Raw genomic sequence first — 26,382 nt, forward strand, 5'->3', positions numbered from 1 at the left:
CGGACCGTTGGATGAACCCCGACAGCAGCCACACCGGGCAGTGACCGCCGGGCACACCCCTGCGCGGCGAACAAAACTTCTCGCTTTAAGAGGTATAGTTCTTAAAACTGTAACTCTATTAATGGAGTCGTAGTGGACAAACCCGTGGACATGTTCGACCGCGATCACGAGTGGTCCGCGCTCTCCCGTTTCGTGTCCGACGATCGGGCCGGCGCAACACTCGGGGTCGTCTCTGGCCGGCGCAGGCAAGGCAAGACGTTTCTGCTCGAAGCGATGTGCCAGGCGGCGGGCGGGTTCTACTTCGGCGCTACCGAGGCAGCCGATGCCGAGTCGCTGCGACGGATCAGCAGCGCATTGACCGAACATCTGCGGCCGGCGAGCCCGTTCCACTTCGCCCACTGGGCTGAGGTGATCGATGCGCTGCTCGGATTGGGGGACAAAGGTCCGGTTCCGGTGGTGATCGACGAATTCCCCTACCTGGCGAAAGCCAATCCGGAGCTTCCGTCGATCATCCAGGAAGCGTTCCGGCCCCTGCGCGGGCAGCGCGCTACCTCGCGGACCCGACTGCTGCTGTGCGGCTCCGCGCTGTCGTTCATGGGCAAGCTGCTCTCCGGCAGCGCCCCGTTGCGCGGCCGAGCAGGCCTCGAGTTGCTCGTGCGGCCGCTCGACTATCGGCTGGCCGCCCAGTTCTGGGACATCACCGATCCACTCTTAGCGGTTCGCGTCAATGCGATTGTCGGCGGAACTCCCGCTTACCGAAGGGAATTCGCTCGCGGCGATGTGCCTGCTGACGCAGCAGACTTCGATTCGTGGGTCGAGCGAACCGTGTTGAATCCCGAAACGCCACTGTTCCGGGAGCCCCGCTATCTCTTGGCCGAAGAGCCCGATCTACGGGACGCGGGCCTGTACCTATCGGTGCTCGGTGCAGTTGCGAACGGGAACGCGACCCGTGGCGGGATCGCCGGCTACCTCGAACGCAGGGCCGCCGACCTAACCCATCCGATCAATGTGCTCGAAGACGTCGGTCTCTTGCGTAGGGACGCCGACGTCTTCCGGCAGAACCGGTCGGCGTACCGCATCACCGAACCGCTGGTCGCCTTCTATCACGCCATCATGCGCCCGGTCTGGGATCAGCTGGAACGTCCCGGGAGTGCACACCGCGTGTGGCGGGCCAGCCGACACCGCTTCACCAGCAACGTGCTGGGACCGCACTTCGAACAGATCTGCCGCGAGTGGTCCTTGCATCACGCCGATCCGGAACTGTTCGGTGAACTGCCAGCACGAGTCGGGCATGGCCTCGTCCACGACCCCGCAACCCGTACGAACCACGAAATCGACGTTGCCGTTATCGGTCTCAGCGACGGCGGGAAACCCCCGCTGCTGGCGATCGGCGAAGCAAAATGGAACGACACCATGGGCCAGGCCCACATCGACCGCCTCCGGCATATCCGCACCCTCATCGAAAAGACCGGCCGCTACGACACCCGCCGCACTCGGCTGATCCTGTTCAGCGGCGCCGGTTTCAACGGCAAGGCGACGGATGCAGCGGCGGACTCCGATATCTCACTGATCGGGCTGCCGGAGCTCTACGGATAGGACGGTTGCTACGGCACAGGGGCGCTCACGCACTGAAGCCGATCATGCCCGCGGACACCGGAAACACGCGGTCTTCTCCGGCACGCTCCAGTTCGGATCCTCCCGGCGCGAGCGAGGAGCACCCCTCGCCCTCAATGGGAGGACTCATCCCGCGCGCACCGACGGCGTCCGGGCAGCCCACCACCGCGGGCTCATCCCCCGCGCCTGCGGGAAGCACGCGAGCAATGTCATATACAGGCGGTCTGGCTTGGGCTCATCCCCGCACGTGTGGGAGCACGCTGGTCCATGCCTCACAGCATCGCACACATTGGGCTCATCCCCACGCGTGCGGGGAGCATTCGACGTCGTCGATCATCGTGTCCGGCAGCAGGGGCTCATCCCCGCGCGTGCGGGGAGCACGTCGGCCTCCCGCTCGCTGCGGCTGGCCGCGAGGGCTCATCCCCGCGCGTGCGGGGAGCACATGGCGGTGATGACAGCGTGGCGGGCGTCGAGGGGCTCATCCCCGCGCGTGCGGGGAGCACTCGGGAGGCCCGCAGCCATACCCCGGTCAGTTGGGCTCATCCCCGCGCGTGCGGGGAGCACTGACACGGCCATCGAGTCGAGGACCGATGCCAGGGCTCATCCCCGCGCGTGCGGGGAGCACCGACACCGCTGTCGGTGACGACCTTGCGGGTCGGGCTCATCCCCGCGCGTGCGGGGAGCACCGGATTCGCGAAACACAAGCCCGGATCGACTCGGGCTCATCCCCGCGCGTGCGGGGAGCACGGTGTGTCGCTGCTGTCGACGATGAGGTCCACGGGCTCATCCCCGCGCGTGCGGGGAGCACGACGGCACCAAGTTCTACTGCACCGGCTCGCTGCTCATCCCCGCGCGTGCGGGGAGCACACTTCCTGAACAGGAACTTTACCCACCAGCAGGCGGAATTTCGTTCACTTTCGTCGCCTCCGCGGCCCAGTGCGAAGTGTGTTCAGACCGTGACGATCGCCGTCAGCGGATAGCTCCCCTGACGCTTCCGCCCGCCGAGCGATTCCAGCTCCAGCACCACCGCGGCCGCCACGATTTCGGCGCCGGCCTGGGTGAAGAGGTCGGCGGCGGCGGCGAGGGTGCCGCCGGTGGCGAGGACGTCGTCGAGGAGCAGGACTCGGCGGCCGGTCAGGGCTACGCCGTCGGCGGGGATTTCGAGGGCGGCTTTGCCGTATTCGAGGTCGTATTCGCGGGTGACGACCGGCGGCGGCAACTTGCCTGCTTTGCGGACGGCGATGACGCCGGTGCCGAGGGTGGCGGCGACGCCCGCGCCGAGGAGGAAGCCGCGGGCGTCGACGGCGGCTACCAGGTCGGCGTCGGGGGCGCTGGCGGCGAGGCAGTCGATGACGGTGCGGAAGCCTTCGGGGTCGGCGAAGACGGGGGTGAGGTCGGCGAAGCGGACGCCGGGCTCCGGGAAGTCATCGCACCAGCGGGTCATCCGCTCGACCAACTGCGCGGCCTTGCTGGTCCGCTCGGCGACTGCGTCGTCGGATTCGATCGCCGCGTGCTTGCTCATCGACACCTCTCCATAGTCACATCACCCACAACACCATGTCACCGCTTCAGTACCCACCGGTCCATGTTCCAACCGGTACCCGCCTGGGTGGGGGCCGCGATGCCGTTCTGCAAACCGTTGCCGAAGGCGACGGTGCGCGGCGTGGCGAACAACGGGATGCTCGGCAGCTGCGCCCACAGCAGGCTCTCGGCCTCGGTGAGCAGATTCAGCCGTGTGGTCGAGTTGTCGTCGGCCGCAAGCTGATCGGTGATCGCATCGTAACGGCCGTTGCCGAATCGCCCGAAATTCAGCCCGCTACCGGTCCGCAACGCGCTGGTCGCGGCCACGCCGTCGAGCGAGCCCGCGGGGCCGGGCACGCTCGCGGTGCTGCCGAGCACGGCGTCGACCGCGCCGGCGGCCAGCTGTGCCGGGCGGAAATCGGGGGCGCCGGCGTCGACGACGGTGATACCTGCGGGTTTGCAGGATTCAGCGATCTTGGCGACCGTGCGGGCGCGGCGGTCGTCAGGGGTCTGATAGCCGATGCGGACGGTCAGTGCCGGGCTACCGGCGGCCGCCAGCGCCGCCTTCGAACCCTCCACGTCGACGGTGCGATACGGGTCGGCAGCGCCGGTGACCGCCGAGTAGAAGAGCGAATCCTGTTGGACGATACGGGAATTCAGTGGCGCGGAGCCGAGACCGGATTCCGGGGGCTCCGGGACCTTGCCGAGTTCGTCGAACAGCGCCTGGCGCGGTACGCAGGAGGCGAAGGCGCGCCGAGCCTCGACCGAGCCGAGCGCACCGCCGGTGGACAGCACCAGTTGCTCGACGCCACGACCGGGCACCTGCTGGACCGAGAAACCACCGAGGTCCAGCCCGGGCACCGAGCCGGTCCCGATATCGATCACGCTCACCGCGCCCTCGGCCACCTTGGCCGCCAGATCCGTCGACTTGGGCCAGACCACCACGCGCCCGGTCTCCGGCTTGTTGCCCCACCAGCGTCCGTTGGCCACCAGGACCAGACCCTCGTCCTCGGTGAACGATTCGATCCGGTACGGCCCCGACGACGGGAACCGACTCGGATCCAGCTCACCGGGCGTCAGCGTCCAGCCGCTGTTCCAGAAGTCGGCCAGCCGCTGGATGGCGCTCGGATCCCCGGACTGCATCGCCGAGACCACATTCGGCACGTTCGCCGCCTGCGCCGCGATATGCGCGGGCATCAGCTCACCGGCGGTGAACAGATTGCGCCACGGCAGGTACCGGCGGTCGGGCCGGAAAACGACGGTCGCGTCCTTGGAGCCGGGAAGGCATTCGATCCGCTCGATGTCCTCGTACCCGGCGGTGCTCGCGGCGTCGAACAGCGGGACCGGGCCGACGTCGCCGGGCCGGGTGAACCGGCCGCTGCGGGCCGCCCAGGCCAGCACCAGATCATCGCAGGAGGTCGGCACGCCGTCGGAGTACACGCCGTCGGGGTTGAGCCGGTACTGGATGGTCTGCGACTCCCCCGGCACCTCCTTGGCGGTGCCGACGTCGGTGTCGGCGACCTGCTGGCCGTCGGGACCGGTGTAGAAGAAGCCGGTCAGCACCCGCCCGAACACCGCGGTGGCGCCGGTGCTCGCGCCGAGCGTGCTGCCGCCGTTGTAGCTGGCGACGGCCGCGTCGACGGCGAATCCGATGGACGGGACCTGGCTCTCACTCGAACATCCGGCCACCAGCCCGGCCGCCACCGCCGCAGCGGCCGCGGCCGCGAGCAGACGATGTGGCCGGCGCCGGAATCCTCGCGGCTCTCGCATGACCCGACCCCCTGTCGTCAGTGGTTCTTCCGGTGTCGTTTTCCGCTCGGCCGGGCTCCGGGCCGCGGCCCGGTGTCGCGGGTGCGCCGCGGCGTTTCGGCGGTGTCGCGACCACCGGCCGGTGCGGCGCGGCGGGCGCCCGCCCCGGCCTTGGCGCCCGCACCCGAGCGCTTGGCCAGCACCTTCTTGGTGTGCGCGGCCACCGGACCGAAGCGTTCCTTGATCGAGACCAGCACCGGCACGGCGAAGAAGATCGACGAGTACGCGCCGACGATCATGCCGACCAGCTGCACCAGCGCCAGATCCTTCAGCGTGCCCACGCCGAGCAGCCACACCGCGATGACCAGCATGCCGATGATCGGCAGAATGCCGATGACGGTGGTGTTGATCGAGCGCATCAGGGTCTGGTTGGCGGCCAGGTTGGCCTGTTCGGCGTAGGTGCGCCGGGTCGTGTGCAGCACGCCGCGGGTGTTCTCTTCGACCTTGTCGAACACCACGACGTTGTCGTAGAGCACGAAGCCGAGGATGGTCAGCAGACCGATCACCGCGGCCGGGGTCACCTCGAAACCGACCAGCGAATAGATGCCCGCGGTGACGATGAGGTTGAAGAACAGCGAGGCGATCGCGGCGATGGACATATCGCGTTCGAAGCGGATCGCGATATAGATCATCGTCAGCACCACGAACACCAGCAGCGCGATCACCGCCTGCCGGGTGATCTGGCTACCCCAGGTCTCGCTGATCTCGGCGATGCTGATCGCGTTGCGCGTCACCTCGCCGTCGGCGTTCTTGGGCTGGAATTCGTCGAACAGCGCCGACTGCAACGCCGCGGTCTGTTCGGCGTTCAGCGTCTCCGAGCGGACCTGGATGGTCGCCGAAGCGCCGGAGCCGACCTTCTGCACCGTCACCGGTTCGTGCCCGATGGTCTCGGTGTAGACGTCTTCGACCTGCTGGGTGGTGACGGTGTCACCGGCGGGCAGCTGGATGCGCGAACCACCGGCGAAGTCGATGCCGAGGGTGAACCCGCGCAAGCCGATGCTCAGGATCGACAGCAGCAGGAAGATCGCGCTCAGGGTGTAGAACAGCCGCCTGCGGCCGACGATCTCGAAGCCACCGGTGCCGGTGTAGAGGCGTTCGAAGAAGCTGTGCCGCGGGGCCGGCGCCCGGTTGGGGGCGTCGGGTTCCAGGGTCGGGCTCGAGGTGCTCATCGTGCGGTCTCCTTCACCAGCGCCGGTCCGCCGGCGCCGCGTTCCCTGGCAATCTGCTGGATCACACCGAGTCCGTTCACCGACGGCTTGGCCCAGTACGGCGAGCGCGACGCCAGCATCATCAGCGGCGCGGTGACCAGGTAGAGCACGATGACGTCGAGCACGGTGGTGAGGCCGAGGGTGAAGGCGAAGCCCTTGACCTGTCCGGCGGCCAGGATGTAGAGCACGACGGCGGCGATGAGGCTGACCGTCTTACCCGAGAGGTTGGTGCGCTGGGCGCGGGCCCAGCCGCGTGGCACCGCGGACCGGAAGCTGCGACCCTCGCGCATCTCGTCCTTGATGCGTTCGAAGAACACCACGAACGAGTCGGCGGTCATACCGATACCGATGATCAGACCGGCGATACCGGCCAGGTCGAGGGTGAACCCGATCCAGCGGCCGAGCAGCACGATCAAGCCGTAGACGGCGACACCGGCGGCGACCAGCGACAACCCGGCCAGGAAGCCGAGCATGCGGTAGTAGAGCAGGCAGTACAGCAGCACCACGATCATGCCGATGGCGCCGGCGATAAGACCCGCGCGCAGCGACGACAGACCCAGCGTCGCGGAGACGGTCTCGGCTTCGGAGGTCTGGAACGACAGCGGCAGCGAACCGTACTTCAGGGTGTTGGCCAGTTCCTTGGCGCTGGAGGCGGTGAAGTTGCCCGAGATCTGGGTGCTGCCACCCTGCTGCGGGCCCTGCTGCACCACCGGCGCGCTGACGACCTGCGAGTCGAGCACGAACGCCACCCGCTTGTAGACGTACTCACCGGTGAGGTCGGCCCACGCGTCGGAACCGCTGGACTTGAATTCCAGGGTGACCTCGTGGCGCGCCTGCTGCTGGTTGAGGCCGGAGGTCGCGTCCTTGATCTCCTGGCCGTCGATGCGGCTGGGGCCGAGCAGGTAGACCTCGCTGCCGTCGGTCGCACAGGTGACCAGCGGTTTGGTGGGATCGTCGTTACCGGCCAGCGGGTCGGGCTTGCTGCAATCCATCGCCGCCATCGCGGCCTGCTGGGTCGCCGGATCCTCGCTCTGGCGCAGCGCCTTCGCGGCCGCGATCTCCTGCTGCGTGCGTTCCTGCGGCGTGAGATCGGCCTGGTCGGCGGGCGGCGCGGGTTCGGGCGACGGGCTCGGCTCGGTCGGTGCCTGAGCCGGGAAGACCCGGTTCTGCGGTGCCGGAGCCTGACCGGTGGCCGGCGCGGGCGCGGTGCCGTTCGATTCGGGCGCGGTGCCGTCTGGTGCGGGTGCCGCGCCGGTCGGTGCGGGGGCCTGGCCCGGCGTGCCGGTGGCCGGCGGCTGGGTGCCCTGACCCGGCTGCGGCGCCGGGGCGCTACCCGGTGCGGGCGCGGCCTGCAAGACCGGCCGGATGTAGAGCTTGGCGGTGGTGGCCAGCGAACGCGCCTGCTGGCTGTCGTCGCCGGGCACGGTGATCACCAGATTGTCGCCGTCGATGACGACCTCGGAGCCCGAGACGCCGAGACCGTTGACGCGGTTCTCGATGATGCCCTGGGCCTGCTTCAGGCTGTCCTGGCTGGGCTTGCTGCCGTCGGGAGTGCGGGCGGTCAGCGTGACCCGGGTGCCACCCTGCAGGTCGATGCCGAGCTTCGGTGTCGGGGATTTGTCACCGGTGAAGAACACCAGCGCGTAGATCACGGCCAGTAGCGCGGCATAGACACCGAGCAACCGGAACGGATGCGCCGATCCCTGGGAAGGTGGCACAGTTGGTCATCTCCTAGGCGGAAGTCGAGGTGGAACAGGCGGGCACACGCCGATGAGGCCGGGTGCCGTGCGGTTCACCGCGGTCGGCAGCCGGCGCATGAGCGGACGGTCAGTCCTTGGTCAGCCGGGTTTCGGTCTGCTCGGCGGTTTCCTCGGTGGTGGTACCGGGCGCCTCGTCGGCGTCGGTGTCACCAGTCGTCGCCTCGGCCTCGTCGTCGACGCGAACCTCGCGGATCGCCTGACGCAGCCAGGTGGTGACGACCTCCTCGGCGATCTCGAGATCGACGGTCGTGTCATCGACCTCGACCACGGTGCCGTACAGACCCGACGTGGTGATCACCTGGTCGCCGACCTTCAGGCCGTCCTGCATGGCGGCGACCTTCTCGGCCTCCCGCTTCTGGCGGCGGACGCCGAGGAACATCGGCACGAGCAGGGCTACCAGCAGCAGCGGAAACAGCAGTTCCATCGTCGAAGTCAGTCCCTAGTCTGTGGGTGGGAATGGACAGGTACTCACACAGTCTGCCAGTTCTGGTCACCGGCACCGCACCCGCACACCCTCCGAAGGACGTGCGCGCCATCGGCCACCGTAGCGCGCGGCGGCGGGCCCCGCGACAGATTCGCCGGTCGCGGGACCCGCTCTCGGCCGAACCTCAGGCGCTGCGGCCGTAGACGTAATCGTCGAGCGGGAAGCTCACCGCTTCCCGATGCGCGTTGATGGTGCTGGTCGGGCGCAACAGGGCGGCTTCACCGTGCTGGTTGAAGTAGTAGCTGCGCGCGGTGGAGCAGCTGCCGCCGTAGAACACCGAATCGTCGAGCTTGCTGGTGACCCGGTCGAGGAACTCGGTGTTGGCGCGCTCGGTGACCTCGAAGGTGGTTTCGCCGCGCCGGAACAGTTCGCCGAACAGCCTGCCCATGTGCTTCATCTGCGCCTCGATGGTGGTGAAGTAGGACAGGCCGCTGTAGGAGTAGGGGCTGTTGAGGCTGAGGAAGTTGGGGAACTTGGGCACCGTGATGCCCTCGTAGGCCTGGAACCTGTTGTCGCGCCAGAACTTTCCGAGATTCACCCCGTCGCGGCCGATGATCTCGATGGCCGGGAAGTTCACATCCCACAGGTTGAAGCCGGTGGCCAGGATGAGGGTGTCGATCTCGGTCTTGTGGCCGTCGGCGGTGACGATGCCGTCGGGTTCGATGCGCTCGATCGAGTTCGTCTCCAGCCGCACATGCGGCTGGTTGAACGTCTTGAAGTAGTGGTTGGAGAAGGTGGGGCGCTTGCAGCCGAAGTCGTAGTCCGGCGTGAGCTGCTTGCGGATCTCGGGATCGCGGACCTGGGCGCGCAGGTGCGCCTTGGCCAGCAGCGCCGCACCCTTGTTCATCAGCTTGGCCTGCCGGAAGTGCAGCACACCGACCACCATCAGCGCCTCGAGCATGCTGGTGTTGACCAGGCGGGCGGCCTTCTGGGTGACCGGCGCGGCGGCGAACAGCTTCTGCACCGGCTCGGGAATCGGCGCGTCGACCTTGGGCACCACCCAGATCGGGGTGCGCTGGAAGACGGTCAGCTCGCGAACCTTCTTGGCCACCTCGGGTACCAGCTGCACGCCGGTGGCGCCGGTACCGATGACGGCGGCCTTGCGGTCGGTGAGATCAATGGAGTCGTCCCAGGCCGTGGTGTGCAGAATCGTGCCCTCGAACGAGTCGATGCCCGGGAACGGCGGGGTGTAGGGCTGGGACAGGAAGCCGGTGGCCGCGAGCAGGTAGCGCGCGGTGAGCGTCTCACCGCCGGCGATGGAGACCACCCACTGCTGGTCTTCCTCGTCCCAGCGGGCGCCGTCGACGGTGGTGCCGAACCGCATCCGACGGCGCAGGCCGTATTTGCCGGCCACGTGTTCGGCGTACTTCTTCAGCTCCGCGCCCGGCGCGAACAGCCGTGACCAGTACGGATTGGGTTCGAAGGAGTACGAGTAGGTCACCGAGGCGATATCGACGGCCAGGCCCGGGTAGCGATTCACATGCCAGGTGCCGCCCAGATCGTCCTCCCGCTCCAGGATGACGAAATTACTCAGGCCGAGCCGGTCGAGCTCGATGCCCGCTCCCATTCCGCCGAAACCCGCACCGACCACGATCGCATCGAACTGAGGCGCCACGTCGAACCTCCTGCATTCTGAACCGACTCTCCGGGAATGACACATCATTCCGTTTGTGACGACAGTATCATCGCAGGTGTGACGAAGCCATCCACGCGGGCCGAACGACGTAAGGCCGAACTGCGCCGAGAGATCATTGATACCGCCTTCGTGTGTTTTGCCGAGAAGGGCTATCACGCGACCGGGATCGCCGATATCGCCACGCACCTCGGGATCGGGCACGGCACCTTCTACCGGTACTTCAGCAATAAACGCGACATCATCGACCACGTCATCGACGATCTGGCGGCCCGCATCATCGAGGCGCTCGGCACCGAGAACGCCCCAGACGCGGCCACCAGCCTGGACGAATACCGCGAGCAGCTCGACCGCATCGGCACCGCGCTGACCCGCATCCTGATCGAGGACCGCCGGGTGGCGCAGCTACTGCTGTTCCACGCCACCGGCATCGACGACGAGCTCACCGAGCGGTTGTACGGCCTGCTCGACACGGCCGACATGCTGACCGCGGGCTATCTCGAGCACGGCGTCGAATTGGGTTATCTGCGGGAGGATCTCGACACCGTCAACACCGCGCGCGCGGTCACCGGCATGCTGATGGCCGGCGTCGTGCACGGCCTGCGCGAGATGGACGAGGCCGGTATCGCGGCATTGAACGAGGCGATCCGGCGGCTGCTGATCGAGGGCGTGCGCAAGCCCTGATCCGGGGTCCGCGCCCGAAAACTGGCCCGAAGCACGGTAATCCGGCAGAGCTCCTGTCACAATGACGGCCGTGACTCCCGAGGATGTCGGACGGACGACGTTCGCCTTGACCCCGCCCGGACTTCGCGGCTACCACACCGACGAGGTCGACGCATTCCTCGAGCTCGTCGCCGCCACCCTGGGCGGTAGCGGCGGGCTCACCGCCGACGATCTGCGCCAGGTCAGTTTCGGCGCCCCGCGCGGTGGCCGTCGCGGCTATCGCGCCGAACAGGTCGACGAGTTCCTCGACCGGGTACATGCCGAACTCGAGTACCGGCAGCGTGGGGTGCGTCCGGTGCCCGCGGCGGCGCCGGGACCCGCGCCGGCGCGATTGCTGACGCCGGCGGATGTGCACCGGATGCGGTTCACCCCCGCGCCGCTGGAACAGCGCGGATATCACATCGAGGAGGTGGACGCCTTTCTCGATCTGGTCGCGGCGACGCTGGCACACGACGGGCCGGGCAGCCTGACCGTCGACGATGTGCGTGCGGTGCGGTTCACGGTGGCGCGGCTGGGTGTGCGCGGTTATCAGCGCGATGAGGTGGATGCTTTCTTGGATCTGGTGATCACGGCGTTGCAGCAGCCTGCCGGGCTGCGCTGAGTCGTCCCGCCTGCTGTCCTTGCGCGGCTCGCTTTCAGTCGAACAGGTCCAGCGTCGGATGTGGTTCGCGCCCACGGACTTCGATCGATCCGAAGACCAGATCCGGCGGCGGCACCAGCCCGAGATGCTCCCACGCCGTGGCCGTCGCGACGCGCCCGCGCGGGGTGCGCGCGATCATGCCGGCGCGGACCAGGAACGGTTCACACACCTCTTCGACGGTGGCCGCCTCCTCCCCCACCGCGACCGCGAGCGTCGAGACGCCGACCGGTCCGCCGCCGAATCCGCGGACCAGTGCGCCGAGTACGGCCCGGTCGAGCCGGTCGAGCCCGAGCACGTCGACGTCGTAGACCTCGAGCGCGGCGGCGGCGATCGGACGGGTGATGCGGCCGTCGGCGCGGACCTCGGCGTAGTCGCGGACCCGGCGCAGCAGGCGGTTGGCGATGCGCGGGGTGCCGCGCGAGCGCCCAGCGATCTCGGCGGCGGCGTCGTGGTCGATCTCCACCCCGAGGATGCGCGCCGAGCGTTGCAGGATGCCGAGCAGTTCGCCGGGTTCATAGAAGTCCATGTGACCGGTGAAGCCGAAGCGGTCGCGCAGCGGGCCGGTCAGCGCGCCGGACCGGGTGGTGGCGCCGACCAGGGTGAACGGTGCGATGTCGAGCGGGATCGAGGTGGCGCCCGGGCCCTTGCCGACGACGACGTCGACGCGGAAATCCTCCATCGCCAGATACAGCATTTCCTCGGCGGGGCGCGCCATCCGGTGGATCTCGTCGATGAACAGCACATCGCCTTCGACCAGATTGCTCAGCATGGCCGCCAGATCGCCCGCGCGTTCGAGGGCGGGACCGGAGGTGATGCGCAGGGCGGTACCGAGTTCGGCGGCGATGATCATCGCCATGCTGGTCTTGCCGAGGCCGGGCGGACCCGACAGCAGGATGTGATCGGGGGTGCCGCCACGTCCGCGGGCACCGCGCAGCACCAGCGCCAACTGTTCCCGCACCCGCGGCTGGCCGATGAAATCGTCCAGCGACTTCGGGCGCAGGCTGGTCTCGATATCGCCGTCGGCACTGGAGAAATGGGCGTCGACCGGTGACTGCTCGTCGTCGTATTCCATGCGGGCCTACCGGTTCTTGCCGAGCAGGCCGAGTGCGGCCCGCAGGGCGACCGACGTGGTGGCGGCCGGATCGTCGGCCAGGACCGTGTCGACGGCGGATTCGGCCTGCTTGAGCGGGAATCCGAGCCCGGTCAGGGCTTCGACGACCTGGTCGCGCACCGGCGTGACGACGGCGGCGGGCGTGCTGCCGGGCGGACCTGATTGCACCGGAACGAGATTCACCTTGTCGCGCAGTTCGACCACCATGCGTTCGGCGCCACGTTTGCCGATGCCGGGAACCCGGGTGAGCGCGGCGACATTGCTTTCGGCCAGCGCCTTGCGCAACGCCTCGGGTTCGAGCACTGCGAGCACGGCCATGGCCAGGCGGGGGCCGACGCCGGAGACGGTTTGCAGCAGGCCGAACAGGTCGCGGGCCTCGGTGTCGGCGAAGCCGTACAGCGTCATCGAGTCCTCGCGCACGATCATCGCCGTATACAGCCGGGCCTGTTCACCACGGGTGAGCCCGGACAAGGTGGCCGGGGTGGCGTTGAGCCGATAGCCGACGCCCGCGGCCTCGACCACCACATGGTCGAGCGCGATCTCGACCACCTCACCGCGTACCGACGCGATCACCGGCGCACCGCCTTCCGTTGTCGATCCAGCTTCTCGGCGTACCGCTTGCGGGCCTGCTCGGCCTGCGCCTCGGCGCGGGCCATGCGCTCCATCAGCGGTGCACGCCAACAATGACAGATGGCCAGTGCGAGCGCGTCGGCGGCGTCGGCCGGTTTGGGCGCGACCTGGAGCCCGAGAATCCGGGTGACCATGGCGGTCACCTGGGCCTTGTCGGCGGTGCCGTTGCCGGTGACGGCGGCCTTCACCTCGCTGGGGGTGTGGAAGGCGACCGGGATCCCCCGGCGCGCGGCGGCCAGCGCGATCACCCCGCCGGCCTGCGCCGTGCCCATCGCCGTGCGCACGTTGTGCTGGGCGAAGACCCGCTCGATCGCCACCGCGGTCGGGCGATGGGTGTCCATCCAGTGTTCGGCGGCGTCGGCGACCTTCATCAGCCGCAGCGCGAGATCCATGTCCGCGGGTGTGCGCACCACATCGACGTCGAGTGCGGTGACCTTCCGGCCCACGCCGCCGTCGACGACGCTGAGCCCGCATCGCGTGAGCCCGGGGTCGACACCCATCACCCGCACGGAACACCCCTTCGGACACGCGAACAGTTGTTCGAAGTCTAGTGGACCCGCGCGGCGGGCGGTTCCAGCGACACGGCATCGCCCGGCCCCCGCTTCCCACGTCTGGCCGGAACCGTCCGGGACACGTATGGTTCCGTGCCGCCGCGTTATCGCGAACGCGACACCAGTGAACGGAGTAGTAAGAGCGTGTCCCCCTTGGCGAAGATCGCCGGAATCGCCGCGGCGGGTGTGATCGGCCTGGTCCCGGCCGCCGCACCCGCCCTCGCCCAGCAGTCGTCCGAACCACCGCAACCCGACTACGCGCCGACCATGCTCGTGCTCGACGCCTCGGGTTCCATGCTGGCGGCCGATCCCGGTGGCGGTACGAAGATGGATGCCGCGAAGACCGCGGTGCGGACCTTCGTCGCCGCCGCGCCGGAGGCCGCCGAGGTCGGGTTGACCGTCTACGGCACCGAGACCGGCAATTCGGATGCGGAGAGGGACGCGGGCTGCCGCGACGTCCGAGTCCTGGAACCCGCCGAGCGCATCGACAAGTCCGCGCTGACCGCGGCGGTCGATCAGATCGTTCCGCGCGGCTACACCCCGATCGGCACCTCGCTGCGCACCGCGAACGACGCGCTGCCGAAGCAGGGGCCGCGCTCGATCGTGCTGGTCTCCGACGGCCTGGACACCTGCACCCCGCCCGACCCGTGCGAGGTGGCGCGTGAGCTCGAGGCCCAGGGCACCGATCTCGTCGTGCACGCGATCGGGTTCGGCGTCGACGATGCCTCCCGCGCCCAGCTGACCTGCATCGCCCAGAGCACCGGCGGCACCTACACCGACGCGGTCGACGGCAAGGCACTCGAGCAAGCGCTGCCCCGGGTGAGTGCGGCGGCCCTGCGCAACTACGCGGCGGTCGGCACCCCGATCACCGGCGCCGCCGACTATCGCAGCGCCCCGCTGGCCGGTCCGGGCCAGTACCTGGACGTCATCGACCACAAGAAGCCGCGCTACTACGCCGTCGATGTGCCCGAGGGCGCGACGGCCTACTTCACCGGCACCGTCTCGTTCCCGCGCCGCGACGGCGACTGGTCGTCGGTGAACCGGCTCGACCTGAAGGTGTTCGGCTCCGACGGCTCCGACTGCGGGGTCACCGAAAAGGAGCTGACCGGCAGCGCCGACGACGGTGTCGCGCTCACCGTCAGCACGGTCTGGGACGGTGCGGCCGAGTCCGGCTCCGGCGGCAACGAAGCGTGCTCCGGCGGCGGACGCTATTACTTCACCCTGGAGTGGGGAGCGGTCTCCGAAGGCATGCCCGCGCAGCTGCCGCTGGAGGTCTCGATCGGTGTCGAATCCGCCGTGTCCGATCCGGGCGCGCCGGCGGCGTCGGAGCCGGTCGCGTTCACCGCGCCGGACGGTGCGGTGGTGCCGGTCGTGGGCGGTGGCTCGTTCAACGTGGCGGCGACACTGCCCGGGTCCGGCCGGTTCACCGACACCGTGCAGCGCGGTGAGTTCGTCTTCTACCGGGTGAAACTCGACTGGGGCCAGGGGCTGGCCTACCGGGTGCGCTTCGGTGCGACGCCGGGCCGCGGCAGCGAGCACACCTCCAATGTCGAGACCACGCTCTACTCGCCGTATCGGGCCGAGATCGAATCCGACACCGGCGCCTACACCGGCTCCGAGCAACTGCTGCCGTCCGGTAAGGATCTGGCCACCGTGCCGATTCGGTACCTGAACCGCGAAGAGGGCGGAAAGCTCGTCACCCAGTCCGTTGCGGGCTGGTACTACATCGCGGTCAAGGACGGGCAGACGGTCGACCCGGACAAGCGCGCGGCCGCGGTACCGGTCGAGCTGGAACTGACCGTGACCGGCGCTCCGGAGCCCGGACCGCAGTACCGCAGCGGCACCGGCGAGACCTTCGGCAAGGAAGGCAAGTCGGCGCAGGCCACCGACCGGGATGCGGCGAGCACCGCCGCCGGTGATTCCGGTGATGAGGGCGTACCGGCGGTGGTGTGGGTCGCGACGGCCCTCGGCGTGTGCGTCGTCGCCGCGATCGTCGTCCTCGTGGTCCTGCTGCGACGCCGCGGCACTCGCTGACCGAACGCGATACCGAGCAGAGTGCCTCGGTCTCATCCGCGATGGGACCGAGGCACTCGCTTGTTCCAGTGTGCCGCCTATCCCGAAACGAGGCCGATACGCTGGGACAACCACGGCAGTTCCCGGGCCAACCCGGTCGACCAGACCCGCCAATCATGTCCGCCGGGCAGTTCGAGGTAGCCGGCGTCCATGCCCGCGGCACGGGCGTCCTGGTAGGCCTGGCGCGAACCGGGCACGGTGTCGTCGTCCTCGCTGCCCACCACGAACACCCCGGCGCTGCCCGGGTAGCGGCGCTCGGCCAGCAGGTCGTGCGGGTTGGCGCGGGCGTAGGCGGCGGTGTCGCCGTCGAAGACACTCAGGGTGTGTTCGCGGTCGGTGAGATTCAGCTCCGCTTCCGCCGACATGGCCAGGAAGGTCGGATAGACCTGCGGGTAGCCGGCGGCCAATTGCAGTGCGCAAGTTCCGCCGTAGGACAACCCGCCCACCGCCCAGGCGCGCGGATCGGGGTCGACGGACAGGTGCGCGCGGATCCAGGCGGGGACATCGTCGGCCAGGTAGGTCGCCACCTTGGCATGCGGGCCGTCGGCGCACAGCGGGTCGTTCCAGGTGCTGCCGGTGCCGTCGGCGACCACGACGATCGGCGCGAGGCCCTGGTGGGCGCGGGCGAAGTCGTCCATGGTGGCGGGCAGGTTGCCGCTGCCGGCCCAGTCGCGCGGGCTGCCGGGTTGCCCGGCGAGCAGCACCAGCACCGGCAGCTGGGGGCGCGGATCGGCGAAATAGGCGGGCGGTAGGTAGATCTCGGCCGGGCGAGCGTGGAATCCCGATACCGTGCCGGGTATCGCGGCGCGAGTGAGCCGCCCGGCGTCCGGAAGCCCCGGCGGCGCGGTCCAGCCGGCGTCCACCGGGTCGTGGTCGGGGCGCAGCCGGTGCGCCGCGGTGACCTCACTGAACGGGATCTCGTTCCACTGCTGGATGCCCAGCGCGGCACCGACGGTCGGGTAGGCGTCGTAGACCAGATTGACCTGGTTCGCACACGCCGCGACCGCGACCGCCGCGATGATCGCCACCGCCGCCGTTCGCGCCGCCCCGCGCGACCGGAAGCCCTGCACCACCCCGAGCAGGACCACGAACAGTCCGAGGCCGATGCTCGCGTAGACGTTCACCCCGAGCGCGTCGGGAATCAGTCGCCACACCGCACGCACCAGATACGCGCCGACGGCGGTGACCACCACGGCTGCCAGCAGGCACGCCGCGACCGTCCGGCTCCCGGGCCTGCGGCGACCGGCCAGCAGCCAGGCCACACCGGCGATCGCCGCCAGTGCCAGCAGTACCGGCAGCGGCCCCGACACCAGAGACCAGGTCGACACTCGGCCAGAGTAGGCGGTGAGCCGCACCGGCGAGTATGGCGTACGTCGCAAAAGCGCACTTCATCAGGCATTTCTCAGCCTTTGCCACGCGGTCCCCGACCGCCGGACGCACTGCGCAGCGAGGTGTGCTCACCGCCGCCGGGGCGGCTTCGCAAGGGCCAACGCGACGGCCTCGGCGGGATCAGCGGCGATCATCCCGATATCCAGCGGTGCGCCATCGGCATCCACGACGCGCCAGCCGCCCAGCGACACCACCGGCACGGTGCCGCGCTGGCGGGCCAGCGCCAGTTCCGACAGCGTGCCCCACGATCCGCCGACGACGATGACGGCGTCGGCCGAGCGCACCAGGATCACGTTGCGCGCCTCACCCATATTCGTAGCGAGCACCGCCGACAGTCCCGCGCAGGCCCCGCCACGGTCGGCATCGGGGCGCACCCCGATCACCAATCCGCCTGCACGCGAAGCACCTTCGGCTACCGCCGCCATGACGCCCGCGCCACCACCGCAGAGCACGGTCACGCCGGCTTCGGCGAGCAACCGCCCGACCTCCCGCGCGTTCGCCACCTCGGTCTGAGTGCAGGCACTCGGGCCGCAGACGGCTACCTGCACGGGGCCGCGGTCACTTGCCCGGGTACTTATAGAACCCTTCGCCGGTGGCGATGCCGAGTTTGCCCTTGTCGATGTAGTTCTCCTTCAGGAACGCGGCGAAACGCTGGGCGGCCGCGTCACCGTGCACGGAGATGTTGTACGGGGTGGTGAGCCCGATGATGTCGAAGATCTGGAACGGCCCCATGGGTGCTCCGGTGGCGATCTTCCAGGTCTTGTCGACGGTCTCGGGTTCGGCGTAGCCGTCGGCGACCAGTTCGCCCGCCGCGTTGAGGAACGGCACCAGCAGCGAGTTCAGGACGTAGCCCGCCTTCTCCTTGTGCAGTTCGATCGGCACCATGCCGATGTCCTCGGCGAACCGCACGACCGTGCGGAAGACCTCGGGATCGGTGTCGGCGGTGCCCATCACCTCGGCGGTATTGAACGTCCACACGCGATTGGCGAAGTGCAGGGCCAGGAACCGGTCGGGGCGGCCGGTCGCGTCCTTCATATCGCTGGGCAGCAGGGTGGAGGAGTTGGTGGCGAAGATCGTCGACGGCGGGGCCAGCTTGCCCAGCTGGGTGTAGGTGTCGATCTTGATCTTCAGTACCTCGGGGATCGCCTCGATCACCAGGTCGGCCTCGCGGACGGCGTCGGCGAGGTCGGCGGTAAGCCGGATCCGCGACCGCGCGTCCTCGGCCTTACCGTCGGCGGCACCGGCCACTTCTTCCCGATAGGTCTGCACCAAGCCGTCGAACCGAGTCTTCGCCTTGTCCAGCGCCGCATCGTCGATGTCGTAGGCGACCACATCGAAGCCGCTGTAGGCGGTCTGGAAAGCGATCTGCGAACCGAGCACGCCCGTGCCGAGCACGGTGACCTTGGTGATGGTCGCGGTCATAGCCCTGCCTTTCCCTGACGGATACCGCGCGCCCGTGCGGACGGCGGTGCGGAAGTCCCGAGTGAAAACGCCGATCTCCCAGCACGCTACTAGGCCGGTCCGACAACGTCGACCAGTCGCTCATGGGCGCGCGGTCCGGCGCCGTCAGCGTGACGCGTGCGCGGCGAACGCGGCGTAGGCGCGCTCGTCGAACAGCACGAAGCGGGCCTCGCGCACCGACGTACTGGTGCCGGCGACCGTCTCGACGGCGATGCGGGCACCGTCGTCCATCGGCCAGCCGAAGATGCCGGTTGAGATAGCCGGGAACGCGATCGTGCGGGCGCCGAGTTCGTCGGCCACACGCAGGGATTCGCGATAGCAGGACGCCAGCAGGCCGGAGCGGTCCTCGCCCGCCGACCACACCGGGCCGACGGTGTGGATGACCCAGCGCGCCGGCAGATTTCCCGCCGTGGTCGCCACCGCCTGACCGGTGGGCAGGCCCTTGCCGTAGCGGGACGCGCGGAGTTGGCGGCATTCGGCCAGAATTTCGGGTCCACCGCGGCGATGGATGGCGCCGTCGACTCCCCCGCCGCCGAGCAGCGACGAATTCGCCGCGTTGACCACGGCGTCCACCTCCTGTTCGGTGATGTCCCCGCGCACGAACAGCAGCTCGACCATGCCTCGATTCTCACCGGCGGACCGCGCCGTCGCCAGCGGTTCGCCCGGCGAATCGAGGCTCGGCCGGGCATATCGTTGGCAAACCGATGCGCACACCGGCGGCGAATGTCCCGCATTCGGGGCGGTCGCGCTTCTACCATCCGAGCATGAGCATTGGCGCCAAGGCTGTCCTCGAGGGCGGGCCGCAGGACCTGCCCACCCGGATCGTGCCGATCACTCCGCCCGGCATCGAGCTGAAGATCCCGTTCAAGGGCGGCTACGAGCACTTCAAGACCACCGGACGTGAGCAGGACACGCCCGAAGGCCGGCTGCCCGTCTACACCTGGAGCGATCGCACCGAAATCGCGGAATAGAACCCGCGCCGGCACTGCGGACGGCGGCACCGAGTAGGCCGTCGCCCATCCTCTCGCTGTTCCATGGGCTCGCTCCATGGACAAAAACGTAACCACCTGGTTACACTTTCCCCGTGGACGATGTGGCGAGCGCGATCGCCGATCCGGTACGCCGGGAAATCCTGGAGATGCTGCGCGATGCCCGGCTCACCGCCGGTGAGATCGCGGGGCATTTCAGCATCAGCCGGCCGGCGATCAGCAGACATCTGCGGGTGCTGCGCGGCAGCGGCCTGGTGCACGACGAACTCGTCGGAAGGCAGCGCTACTACCGGCTCGACACCGAGCCGCTCGAGCCCCTCACCCACTGGCTCGCCGCGATCAGCCAACCGAGCGCCGGCGAATCCGCCTGGGAACGCCACCTGGACGCGCTCGGCACCGAGGTCTACCGGACCAGGCGGGAACGCCGGACCGGCGATCATCCGAACCCGAAGGAGAACACCGCATGACCCCCCGCCCCACCGGACGGCTATTCCCCGCCCAGACCGGTCGCGACCTGGTGCTGACCCGCACCTACCGCGCACCCATCGAGGACGTCTGGGCCAGCATCACCGAATCCGACCGCACCGCACGCTGGTTCGGCCCCTGGGAGGGCGAGGCCGGCCCGGGCAAGACCATCAAGGTCCAGATGGCGTTCGAAGACGACGAGCCGTGGATGGACATGCGCATCGACGCCTGCGAGCCGCCCCGTCATCTCGGCGTCTCCGCCGAGGACGAGGCCGGATCCTGGTTCCTGGATGTGGAACTCACCGAAACCGACGGCAGCACCGAACTGCGCTTCACCCACCATCTGCGCACCGACGACGAAGTCGCCCAGGCTCCGCAGGTCGGCCCGGGCTGGGAGTTCTATCTCGACATGCTCGGCGCCGCCCGCGCCGGCACCGATCGCCCCGATTTCGACGACTACTACCCGGCCATGCAGCAGTACTACGCACAGCAGATCGGTTGAGCCGCCCGCGGCGGATCAACTACTGACGCCGACGGTGTGCCCGATGGTCGAGGCGTCGGCGGCGATGTCGAGCATCGCGCGGGCGACATCGGCGCGAGGAATCCGCAGCCCGGCCGGACCGCCGTCGACGACGCGCCGGTACCGGCCGGTGCCCGGCGCGTCGGTGAGCCCCGACGGGCGCACCGACGTCCAGTCCAGCCCGCTGCCGGCCAGGATCGACTCCATCCGCTCCAGGTCGGCGTACAGATCCTTCAGCACCGCACGCAACGGCACCGAGGCCGCGCGCACGATCATCGGCTGACCGGCGCCGGAATGGTTGAGCGTGCCCGCCGAGACGACGACGAGGCGGCGCACCCCGGCCCTGTCCATCGCTTCGGCTACCGCGGCGGCCGAGGTCGAGGCCGGGCGCAACGGATCGCGACGGCCGTTCGCGCCGATTCCCGACAGCACCGCGTCCGCGCCCTTCACCGCGTCGACGAGCGAGTCCGCGGACAGCGCATCGCCCTGGAACACGCGCAGACGTTCGCCGGGCTCGTGCGGCAATCGAGCGGGATCGCGCACCACCGCCGTCACGTCGTGGCCGGCCGACACTGCCTGGCCGACGATGTGGCGCCCCACCCCGCCGGTAGCACCGAGAACCGTGATTCGCATGAGTGTCTCCTGACTGATCCGGAGTTCGAATAACTTCTCGTTTCAGAATAGTTTGAATATCCAAACATTGCTAGAGTGAGTCCATGCCCGACGCCTCACCCCCGTTCGCCGACGATCCGGCCGTGCCGGGCCGCCGACTCTCCGCCCAGGAACTCGACGCACTCAGCCACGTCCCGCTCATCTCGGCCTCCTTCCGGCGCGCGCACAGCGACATGCCGGACGCCCTGCGAGCAACGTTCCAGGCACATGGACTCGGGCCGCGCCACGGCGCGATCCTGACCCAGCTGATGGCGGGCGAACCGGCGAGCGTCACCGATCTGGCCCGGCGCCTGGGCGTATCGCTGTCGACGGCCAGCCAGCTGGTCGGCGATCTCGCCCGGGCGGATCTGGTGCTGCGCGAGGAGGATCCGCGCAACCGCCGGCGCACCCTGGTGTCGATCGCGAGCCCGGTCCGGCCGATCTTCGAGCAGTTCCTCGCGGTGCGCTCGGCAGCACTGCTGCGGGCCATCGCACGCCTGGAACCGGCCGATCGGCCGGCCTTCCTGGCCGGGTTGGCCGCCTGGGCGCAGGAGGAACAGAAGGTCACATCACCGGGCGCGGCTGCCGCCGAATGACCGGCGCGGGCCGGTCCGACGCGACCCCGGCACGCCTCGAAACGAGAAATCCCCGCACCGGTACGGGCATACCAGTGCGGGGATCTCGACACTCTCGTCGCCGGTGGTCCGGCGACCGGCCGGGCTAGTCGTCCAGCTCGGCGAGTACCTCGTCGGAGACGTCGACGTTGGTGTAGACGTTCTGCACGTCGTCGCTGTCTTCGAGGGCGTCGACCAGCTTGAAGACCTTGCGGGCGCCGTCGGCGTCCACGGCGACGCTGACCGAGGGCTGGAAGCCGGACTCGGCGGAGTCGTAGTCGATGCCCGCGGCCTGCAAGGCCGAACGCACCGCGACCAGGTCGCCGGGTTCGCTGATGATCTCGAAGGATTCACCCAGGTCGTTGACCTCTTCGGCGCCGGCGTCGAGCACCGCCATCAGCACGTCGTCCTCGGTGAGGCCGTTCTTCTCCAGGGTGACGATGCCCTTGCGGTGGAACAGGTACGACACCGAACCCGGGTCGGCCATATTGCCGCCGTTGCGGGTCATCGCGACGCGCACCTCACCGGCGGCGCGGTTGCGGTTGTCGGTGAGGCATTCGATCAGCACCGCGACACCGTTGGGGCCGTAGCCCTCGTACATGATGGTCTGCCAGTCGGCGCCGCCGGCTTCCTCGCCACCGCCGCGCTTGCGGGCGCGCTCGATGTTGTCGTTGGGGACCGACGACTTCTTCGCCTTCTGGATGGCGTCGTACAGGGTCGGGTTGCCATCCGGGTCACCGCCACCGGTCCGGGCCGCCACCTCGATGTTCTTGATCAACTTGGCGAAGAGCTTGCCGCGCTTCGCGTCGATCGCCGCCTTCTTGTGCTTGGTGGTGGCCCATTTGGAGTGGCCGCTCATTCCCCTACTTCCTTCAGGTCGATGGCACGTGTGGTCGTCTACGGTACCGGCAGGGCCGGGCGGACAACTCGACCAGCCTACTCGGAGGGTCGGCGGGCGGGGCGATCAGGCGGTGTCGATACGCCTGATCGCGGGCCCTGCGCGGTGACGCGGCGAGGCCACCTCCGGCCCGGCCGGATCAGGCGGCGCGTACCAGATCCACGAACAGCCGGTGCACCCGCAGATCGCCGGTGACTTCCGGATGGAACGAGGTCGCCAGGATGTTGCGCTGGCGCACGGCGACGATCTTGCCCGCCGCCGGACCGCTGGGCACCCGGGCCAGCACCTCCACACCGTCGCCGACCCGCTCCACCCAGGGTGCGCGGATGAACACCGCGCGCACCGGTCCGTCGTCGAGTCCGGCGAAGTCCAGATCGGTTTCGAAGGAATCGACCTGACGTCCGAAGGCGTTGCGCCGCACCGTCATATCGATCCCGGACAGATGCTTGGCGTCGGGCCGGGTGTCGAGCACCTCGTCGGCCAGCAGGATCATTCCCGCGCAGGAGCCGAAGGCAGGCAGTCCGTCGCGCAGCCGGGCGCGCAGCGGTTCGAGCAGGTCGAAGACCTCGAGCAGCTTGCTGATCGCGGTGGATTCACCGCCGGGCAGCACCAGTCCTTCGACGGCGGCCAGTTCCTCGACCCGGCGCACCAGCACCGGCCGCGCGCCGCAGCGTTCCAGCGCCGCGACGTGTTCGCGTACGTCACCTTGCAGGGCCAGCACACCGATGGTGGGCTGGGCGCTTTCGCTCGCCGAGTCCTGCGCCGCGGGGGCGGCGACCGCTGAACCGTTCACTCCGCAGAGCTTACGAGGCGCCCGAGTGTGGGCCCGCTCACGGTTGCGGTCGGCGCCCGCGTGGCCTTACTTGTCGCGCCGGGTGCGGATAAGGCCTTCCTGGACCACGGAGGCGACCAGTTCGCCCGCACGGTTGAAGATCTTGCCGCCGGTGAGGGCGCGGCCGAAGCCGGCCGAGGGCGAGGACTGGTCGTAGAGCAGCCAGTCGTCGGCGCGGAACGGGCGCAGGAACCACATGGCGTGGTCGAGCGAGGCGTCCTGGGTGGGTTCGTCGGCGTGATTGACCTTCGACGAGCCGAGCAGCGTCATATCGCTCATGTAGGCGAGGGTGCACACGTGGAACAGCGGGTCATCGGGCAGCGGGTGCCGGTAGCGGAACCACACCTGCTGCGGCGAGACCACGCCCGGTCGCTGGGTGACCGATTCCTGCGGCACCGGGCGGATGTCCCAGTGCTCCCATTCCCGCATGGCCCACAGCCGCTCTGGGCTCATGGTGGTCTTGGCGTCGGGCAGCTCCTCCGGCGGCTGCACCACCGGCATCTCGTCCTGGTGCACCGGGCCGTCGTCGCCGACGTGGAAGGAGGCCGACATGGTGAAGATGGCGGCGCCGTCCTGCACACCGGTGACCCGGCGGGTGCAGAAGGACCGGCCGTCGCGGATGCGTTCGACCAGGTAGACCGTCGGCTGGTCGGGGTTGCCCGGACGCAGGAAGTAGCCGTGCAGCGAATGCACCTGGAACTTCGGATCCACCGTGCGCACCGCCGAGACCAGCGCCTGGCCGGCGACCTGACCGCCGAAGGTGCGCTGCAACTGGGTCTTGGGCGAGGCTCCCCGGAAGATGTCCCGCTCGAGCCGCTCGATCTCCAGCGCTTCTTCGATGGTCGCCACGTCTCCGCCTCTCCGCGCCACTGGGCCGGTCGTCTGAATACTGCGCAACCGTGCGGGTTATCGGACGGCAACTACGGACCGGCCGGTCCCCGACGGGACCTCCATATTCGCACGCAGGCTGCTCGACACCGGCAGGGGGCGGCCCGCGGGAGGGGCCGAATGACCACGGTCACACCACAGGCCGAGCTGTCCGTGAGCGGTCGATGCGGAGCGCGCCGGCAACCTCAGGCGCAGGCGGGTGACTGTTCACCGAACATCGACAGCATGGTGCAGGCCCAGATCAGCTGGACCTTCCATCTCCCGCCCTCGACCACGAACGGAATTTCGACCGGCGAGCTCTGGCCGTTGATCGTGACAACAGCGTTCGCGAGGAGGGCGTCACCGAAGGAATCCGGGTTCACGCCCATGACGCGCAGCGTCGCCCCGCTCTCGTGCACCGTCTGCGCCAACCGGAACGGCAGATCCGGATCGGCCTGTGCGCCCTCGACGAAGGAGAGCTTGTGCTCGTTGCGGACCGGGTGGGTCCAGGCCCACAGCCGCGCCGTCGGGTCGAGGCCGGTGGTGAGCTGGTCGTCGAGCTCTTCGGCGCTGGGTCGTGGTGGATAACTATCGGCCACGACCGGGGTGGCCGGACCGAATACCGCCGCCAGACTTGCGAATCCGACGAGAACGGCCCTGCGAATGTTCACTCGCACGTACCTCCTGCGTCGTAGACCCGGCGGAAGCGAGGTTTGCCGGAGTTCGGAAAGTAGCACGACAGCGCCGGATTCGCCGTCGTATCCGCCAACCCGACGGCAACGGCGCGGATCCGCGCGCGAGCGCGTGCGCGAGTAGATCACCGGCCGGAACGCGGCGGAGCGGGCGCCCGTCCTCCGACGTACGCCCGCTCCGAAAGCCCTTCTCGCCCTAGCGGATCACCAACCGCGCTCGGCCAGCCGATGCGGCTGCGCGATCTCCTCGACGTTGATACCGACCATGGCCTCACCCAGGCCACGCGAGACCTTGGCCAGCACGTCGGCGTCGTCGTAGAAGGTGGTGGCCTTGACGATGGCGGCGGCGCGCTGGGCCGGGTTGCCCGACTTGAAGATGCCCGAGCCCACGAACACGCCCTCGGCGCCGAGCTGCATCATCATCGCGGCATCGGCCGGGGTGGCGATACCGCCCGCGGTGAACAGCACCACCGGCAGCTTGCCGGTCTCGGCGACCTCGCGGACCAGCTCGTAGGGCGCCTGCAGCTCCTTGGCGGCGACGTAGAGCTCATCGGCGGGCAGCGCCGACAGCTTGCGGATCTCCTGGCGGATCTGGCGCATGTGGGTGGTGGCGTTGGAGACGTCACCGGTGCCGGCCTCACCCTTGGAGCGGATCATGGCCGCGCCCTCGGTGATGCGGCGCAGCGCCTCGCCGAGGTTGGTGGCGCCACAGACGAACGGAACGGTGAAGTTCCACTTGTCGATGTGGTTGGTGTAGTCGGCCGGGGTCAGCACCTCGGACTCGTCGATGTAGTCGACGCCGAGGCTCTGCAGGATCTGCGCCTCCACGAAGTGGCCGATGCGGGCCTTGGCCATCACCGGGATCGAGACGGCGTTGATGATGCCGTCGATCATGTCCGGATCACTCATCCGGGACACCCCGCCCTGGGCGCGGATATCGGCGGGCACGCGCTCGAGGGCCATGACCGCGACGGCGCCGGCGTCTTCGGCGATCTTGGCCTGCTCCGGGGTGACGACGTCCATGATCACCCCGCCCTTGAGCATTTCGGCCATGCCGCGCTTCACGCGGGCGGTACCCGCCTCACGGGTCGCCTCGGTGGTCTGGGTGGTCTCGGGCGTGGTCACGGCAAACTCCTGTGTCATGTGCGCCTATGGGTCGTCAGCGGTAGAACGACACGATTCTAGGCGTGCCCCGAAGTGCCATTGATAGCCAGTTGAGCACGACTGGCCTTGCCACGACCAGCGCG

General features: G+C 69.0%; 27 protein-coding genes and 1 CRISPR repeat array. Of the genes, 8 read left to right on the forward strand and 19 right to left on the reverse strand.

The window, feature by feature from the left end; genetic code table 11:
• Positions 1–132 precede the first annotated feature (132 nt).
• Positions 133–1,596: an AAA family ATPase gene (locus NOCYR_RS17835; RefSeq protein ID WP_014351798.1), complete on the forward strand. Its 1,464-nt coding sequence runs from the start codon at positions 133–135 to the stop codon at positions 1,594–1,596.
• 309 nt (positions 1,597–1,905) lie between these two features.
• A CRISPR array of direct repeats spans positions 1,906–2,481; the repeat unit is 29 nt; unit sequence GGGCTCATCCCCGCGCGTGCGGGGAGCAC.
• 82 nt (positions 2,482–2,563) lie between these two features.
• On the opposite strand, the gene NOCYR_RS17840 is transcribed toward NOCYR_RS17835, so the two are convergent.
• The 6 genes from NOCYR_RS17840 to NOCYR_RS17865 form a co-directional block, all read right to left on the reverse strand.
• A complete protein-coding gene (locus tag NOCYR_RS17840; protein WP_014351799.1) occupies positions 2,564–3,136 on the reverse strand; it encodes an adenine phosphoribosyltransferase in 573 nt (190 codons plus the stop codon).
• A gap of 38 nt (positions 3,137–3,174) precedes the next feature.
• The gene (locus NOCYR_RS17845) at positions 3,175–4,905 is read right to left on the reverse strand and encodes an ABC transporter substrate-binding protein (protein ID WP_048833492.1); all 1,731 of its coding nucleotides are present in this window, start codon (positions 4,903–4,905) and stop codon (positions 3,175–3,177) included.
• Between the two features lie 17 nt (positions 4,906–4,922).
• A complete protein-coding gene (gene secF, locus NOCYR_RS17850) occupies positions 4,923–6,113 on the reverse strand; it encodes a protein translocase subunit SecF (protein ID WP_014351801.1) in 1,191 nt (396 codons plus the stop codon).
• A complete protein-coding gene (secD, locus tag NOCYR_RS17855; protein WP_014351802.1) occupies positions 6,110–7,870 on the reverse strand; it encodes a protein translocase subunit SecD in 1,761 nt (586 codons plus the stop codon). Before secD ends, secF begins: the two co-directional genes overlap by 4 nt.
• Before the next feature lie 109 nt (positions 7,871–7,979).
• The gene (gene yajC / locus NOCYR_RS17860; protein WP_014351803.1) at positions 7,980–8,336 is read right to left on the reverse strand and encodes a preprotein translocase subunit YajC; all 357 of its coding nucleotides are present in this window, start codon (positions 8,334–8,336) and stop codon (positions 7,980–7,982) included.
• Between the two features lie 184 nt (positions 8,337–8,520).
• Positions 8,521–10,011 (reverse strand): flavin-containing monooxygenase, encoded by a 1,491-nt coding sequence (locus NOCYR_RS17865; RefSeq protein ID WP_014351804.1) that lies wholly within the window; start codon positions 10,009–10,011, stop codon positions 8,521–8,523.
• 36 nt (positions 10,012–10,047) lie between these two features.
• Here NOCYR_RS17865 and NOCYR_RS17870 point away from each other — a divergent pair, with 36 nt between their 5' ends.
• Entirely contained in the window at positions 10,048–10,713 is a 666-nt protein-coding gene (locus tag NOCYR_RS17870) for a TetR/AcrR family transcriptional regulator (RefSeq protein ID WP_048833493.1), read from the forward strand.
• A gap of 61 nt (positions 10,714–10,774) precedes the next feature.
• Positions 10,775–11,353 carry a DivIVA domain-containing protein gene (locus NOCYR_RS30820; protein WP_014351806.1) on the forward strand — a complete coding sequence of 193 codons (579 nt, stop codon included), beginning with the start codon at positions 10,775–10,777 and terminating at the stop codon, positions 11,351–11,353.
• A gap of 34 nt (positions 11,354–11,387) precedes the next feature.
• Here the strand turns inward: NOCYR_RS30820 and ruvB are convergent, their stop codons facing one another.
• Genes ruvB through ruvC form a run of 3 tightly spaced genes read right to left on the reverse strand, consistent with a single transcriptional unit; the run spans position 11,388 to position 13,642 of the window.
• Positions 11,388–12,464, reverse strand: coding sequence for a Holliday junction branch migration DNA helicase RuvB (gene ruvB, locus NOCYR_RS17880; RefSeq protein WP_014351807.1), 1,077 nt, complete (start codon positions 12,462–12,464; stop codon positions 11,388–11,390).
• Between the two features lie 6 nt (positions 12,465–12,470).
• Positions 12,471–13,076 carry a Holliday junction branch migration protein RuvA gene (ruvA, locus tag NOCYR_RS17885; protein WP_014351808.1) on the reverse strand — a complete coding sequence of 202 codons (606 nt, stop codon included), beginning with the start codon at positions 13,074–13,076 and terminating at the stop codon, positions 12,471–12,473.
• A complete protein-coding gene (ruvC, locus tag NOCYR_RS17890) occupies positions 13,073–13,642 on the reverse strand; it encodes a crossover junction endodeoxyribonuclease RuvC (RefSeq protein ID WP_014351809.1) in 570 nt (189 codons plus the stop codon). Before ruvC ends, ruvA begins: the two co-directional genes overlap by 4 nt.
• A gap of 186 nt (positions 13,643–13,828) precedes the next feature.
• Here ruvC and NOCYR_RS17895 point away from each other — a divergent pair, with 186 nt between their 5' ends.
• Positions 13,829–15,718, forward strand: coding sequence for a vWA domain-containing protein (locus NOCYR_RS17895; RefSeq protein ID WP_231855952.1), 1,890 nt, complete (start codon positions 13,829–13,831; stop codon positions 15,716–15,718).
• Between the two features lie 77 nt (positions 15,719–15,795).
• Here the strand turns inward: NOCYR_RS17895 and NOCYR_RS17900 are convergent, their stop codons facing one another.
• The 4 genes from NOCYR_RS17900 to NOCYR_RS17915 all read right to left on the reverse strand — a co-directional run bounded on the left by NOCYR_RS17900 (position 15,796) and on the right by NOCYR_RS17915 (position 19,225).
• The gene (locus tag NOCYR_RS17900; protein ID WP_014351811.1) at positions 15,796–17,085 is read right to left on the reverse strand and encodes an alpha/beta hydrolase; all 1,290 of its coding nucleotides are present in this window, start codon (positions 17,083–17,085) and stop codon (positions 15,796–15,798) included.
• A 129-nt stretch (positions 17,086–17,214) separates the two neighbouring features.
• Positions 17,215–17,694: an LOG family protein gene (locus tag NOCYR_RS17905; RefSeq protein WP_014351812.1), complete on the reverse strand. Its 480-nt coding sequence runs from the start codon at positions 17,692–17,694 to the stop codon at positions 17,215–17,217.
• A gap of 10 nt (positions 17,695–17,704) precedes the next feature.
• Complete coding sequence (locus NOCYR_RS17910; RefSeq protein ID WP_014351813.1) at positions 17,705–18,568, reverse strand: 3-hydroxyacyl-CoA dehydrogenase; 864 nt, start codon at positions 18,566–18,568, stop codon at positions 17,705–17,707.
• A 144-nt stretch (positions 18,569–18,712) separates the two neighbouring features.
• On the reverse strand, positions 18,713–19,225 hold the full coding sequence (locus NOCYR_RS17915; protein WP_014351814.1) for an O-acetyl-ADP-ribose deacetylase: 513 nt from the start codon (positions 19,223–19,225) through the stop codon (positions 18,713–18,715).
• A 146-nt stretch (positions 19,226–19,371) separates the two neighbouring features.
• Here NOCYR_RS17915 and NOCYR_RS17920 point away from each other — a divergent pair, with 146 nt between their 5' ends.
• From NOCYR_RS17920 to NOCYR_RS17930, 3 genes are all read left to right on the forward strand, one after another.
• Positions 19,372–19,578 (forward strand): DUF5988 family protein, encoded by a 207-nt coding sequence (locus NOCYR_RS17920; RefSeq protein WP_014351815.1) that lies wholly within the window; start codon positions 19,372–19,374, stop codon positions 19,576–19,578.
• A gap of 113 nt (positions 19,579–19,691) precedes the next feature.
• Positions 19,692–20,063 (forward strand): metalloregulator ArsR/SmtB family transcription factor, encoded by a 372-nt coding sequence (locus NOCYR_RS17925; RefSeq protein WP_014351816.1) that lies wholly within the window; start codon positions 19,692–19,694, stop codon positions 20,061–20,063.
• The gene (locus tag NOCYR_RS17930) at positions 20,060–20,563 is read left to right on the forward strand and encodes an SRPBCC family protein (RefSeq protein WP_014351817.1); all 504 of its coding nucleotides are present in this window, start codon (positions 20,060–20,062) and stop codon (positions 20,561–20,563) included. The genes NOCYR_RS17925 and NOCYR_RS17930 overlap by 4 nt, the downstream gene beginning before the upstream one ends.
• Before the next feature lie 15 nt (positions 20,564–20,578).
• Here the strand turns inward: NOCYR_RS17930 and NOCYR_RS17935 are convergent, their stop codons facing one another.
• A complete protein-coding gene (locus NOCYR_RS17935) occupies positions 20,579–21,214 on the reverse strand; it encodes an NAD(P)-dependent oxidoreductase (RefSeq protein WP_014351818.1) in 636 nt (211 codons plus the stop codon).
• Positions 21,215–21,297: 83 nt separating this feature from the next.
• Between NOCYR_RS17935 and NOCYR_RS17940 the strand changes: the two genes are divergently transcribed.
• A complete protein-coding gene (locus NOCYR_RS17940; RefSeq protein ID WP_014351819.1) occupies positions 21,298–21,828 on the forward strand; it encodes a MarR family winged helix-turn-helix transcriptional regulator in 531 nt (176 codons plus the stop codon).
• 124 nt (positions 21,829–21,952) lie between these two features.
• On the opposite strand, the gene NOCYR_RS17945 is transcribed toward NOCYR_RS17940, so the two are convergent.
• From NOCYR_RS17945 to pdxS, 5 genes are all read right to left on the reverse strand, one after another.
• Positions 21,953–22,705, reverse strand: coding sequence for a YebC/PmpR family DNA-binding transcriptional regulator (locus NOCYR_RS17945; protein WP_014351820.1), 753 nt, complete (start codon positions 22,703–22,705; stop codon positions 21,953–21,955).
• A gap of 178 nt (positions 22,706–22,883) precedes the next feature.
• Positions 22,884–23,537 carry a pyridoxal 5'-phosphate synthase glutaminase subunit PdxT gene (gene pdxT / locus NOCYR_RS17950; RefSeq protein ID WP_014351821.1) on the reverse strand — a complete coding sequence of 218 codons (654 nt, stop codon included), beginning with the start codon at positions 23,535–23,537 and terminating at the stop codon, positions 22,884–22,886.
• Between the two features lie 66 nt (positions 23,538–23,603).
• On the reverse strand, positions 23,604–24,425 hold the full coding sequence (locus NOCYR_RS17955; protein WP_014351822.1) for an acyl-CoA thioesterase: 822 nt from the start codon (positions 24,423–24,425) through the stop codon (positions 23,604–23,606).
• Positions 24,426–24,649: 224 nt separating this feature from the next.
• Positions 24,650–25,114: a hypothetical protein gene (locus tag NOCYR_RS17960; RefSeq protein ID WP_014351823.1), complete on the reverse strand. Its 465-nt coding sequence runs from the start codon at positions 25,112–25,114 to the stop codon at positions 24,650–24,652.
• 225 nt (positions 25,115–25,339) lie between these two features.
• Positions 25,340–26,278: a pyridoxal 5'-phosphate synthase lyase subunit PdxS gene (gene pdxS / locus NOCYR_RS17965; RefSeq protein ID WP_048833494.1), complete on the reverse strand. Its 939-nt coding sequence runs from the start codon at positions 26,276–26,278 to the stop codon at positions 25,340–25,342.
• Positions 26,279–26,382 lie beyond the last annotated feature (104 nt).

The organism is Nocardia cyriacigeorgica GUH-2, from assembly GCF_000284035.1.
Classification (GTDB): domain Bacteria; phylum Actinomycetota; class Actinomycetes; order Mycobacteriales; family Mycobacteriaceae; genus Nocardia; species Nocardia cyriacigeorgica_B.

Coding starts and splice junctions, on each gene's coding strand:
- NOCYR_RS17840 (WP_014351799.1), bottom strand. CDS start 3,136: ATGAGCAAGCACGCGGCGATCGAATCCGACGACGCAGTCGCCGAGCGG.
- NOCYR_RS17915 (WP_014351814.1), bottom strand. CDS start 19,225: ATGGTCGAGCTGCTGTTCGTGCGCGGGGACATCACCGAACAGGAGGTG.
- NOCYR_RS17845 (WP_048833492.1), bottom strand. CDS start 4,905: ATGCGAGAGCCGCGAGGATTCCGGCGCCGGCCACATCGTCTGCTCGCG.
- NOCYR_RS17870 (WP_048833493.1), top strand. CDS start 10,048: ATGACACATCATTCCGTTTGTGACGACAGTATCATCGCAGGTGTGACG.
- ruvB (WP_014351807.1), bottom strand. CDS start 12,464: ATGGAATACGACGACGAGCAGTCACCGGTCGACGCCCATTTCTCCAGT.
- pdxS (WP_048833494.1), bottom strand. CDS start 26,278: ATGACACAGGAGTTTGCCGTGACCACGCCCGAGACCACCCAGACCACC.
- NOCYR_RS30820 (WP_014351806.1), top strand. CDS start 10,775: ATGACGGCCGTGACTCCCGAGGATGTCGGACGGACGACGTTCGCCTTG.
- NOCYR_RS17945 (WP_014351820.1), bottom strand. CDS start 22,705: ATGAGCGGCCACTCCAAATGGGCCACCACCAAGCACAAGAAGGCGGCG.
- secF (WP_014351801.1), bottom strand. CDS start 6,113: ATGAGCACCTCGAGCCCGACCCTGGAACCCGACGCCCCCAACCGGGCG.
- NOCYR_RS17930 (WP_014351817.1), top strand. CDS start 20,060: ATGACCCCCCGCCCCACCGGACGGCTATTCCCCGCCCAGACCGGTCGC.
- NOCYR_RS17940 (WP_014351819.1), top strand. CDS start 21,298: ATGCCCGACGCCTCACCCCCGTTCGCCGACGATCCGGCCGTGCCGGGC.
- NOCYR_RS17935 (WP_014351818.1), bottom strand. CDS start 21,214: ATGCGAATCACGGTTCTCGGTGCTACCGGCGGGGTGGGGCGCCACATC.
- yajC (WP_014351803.1), bottom strand. CDS start 8,336: ATGGAACTGCTGTTTCCGCTGCTGCTGGTAGCCCTGCTCGTGCCGATG.
- NOCYR_RS17920 (WP_014351815.1), top strand. CDS start 19,372: ATGAGCATTGGCGCCAAGGCTGTCCTCGAGGGCGGGCCGCAGGACCTG.
- NOCYR_RS17910 (WP_014351813.1), bottom strand. CDS start 18,568: ATGACCGCGACCATCACCAAGGTCACCGTGCTCGGCACGGGCGTGCTC.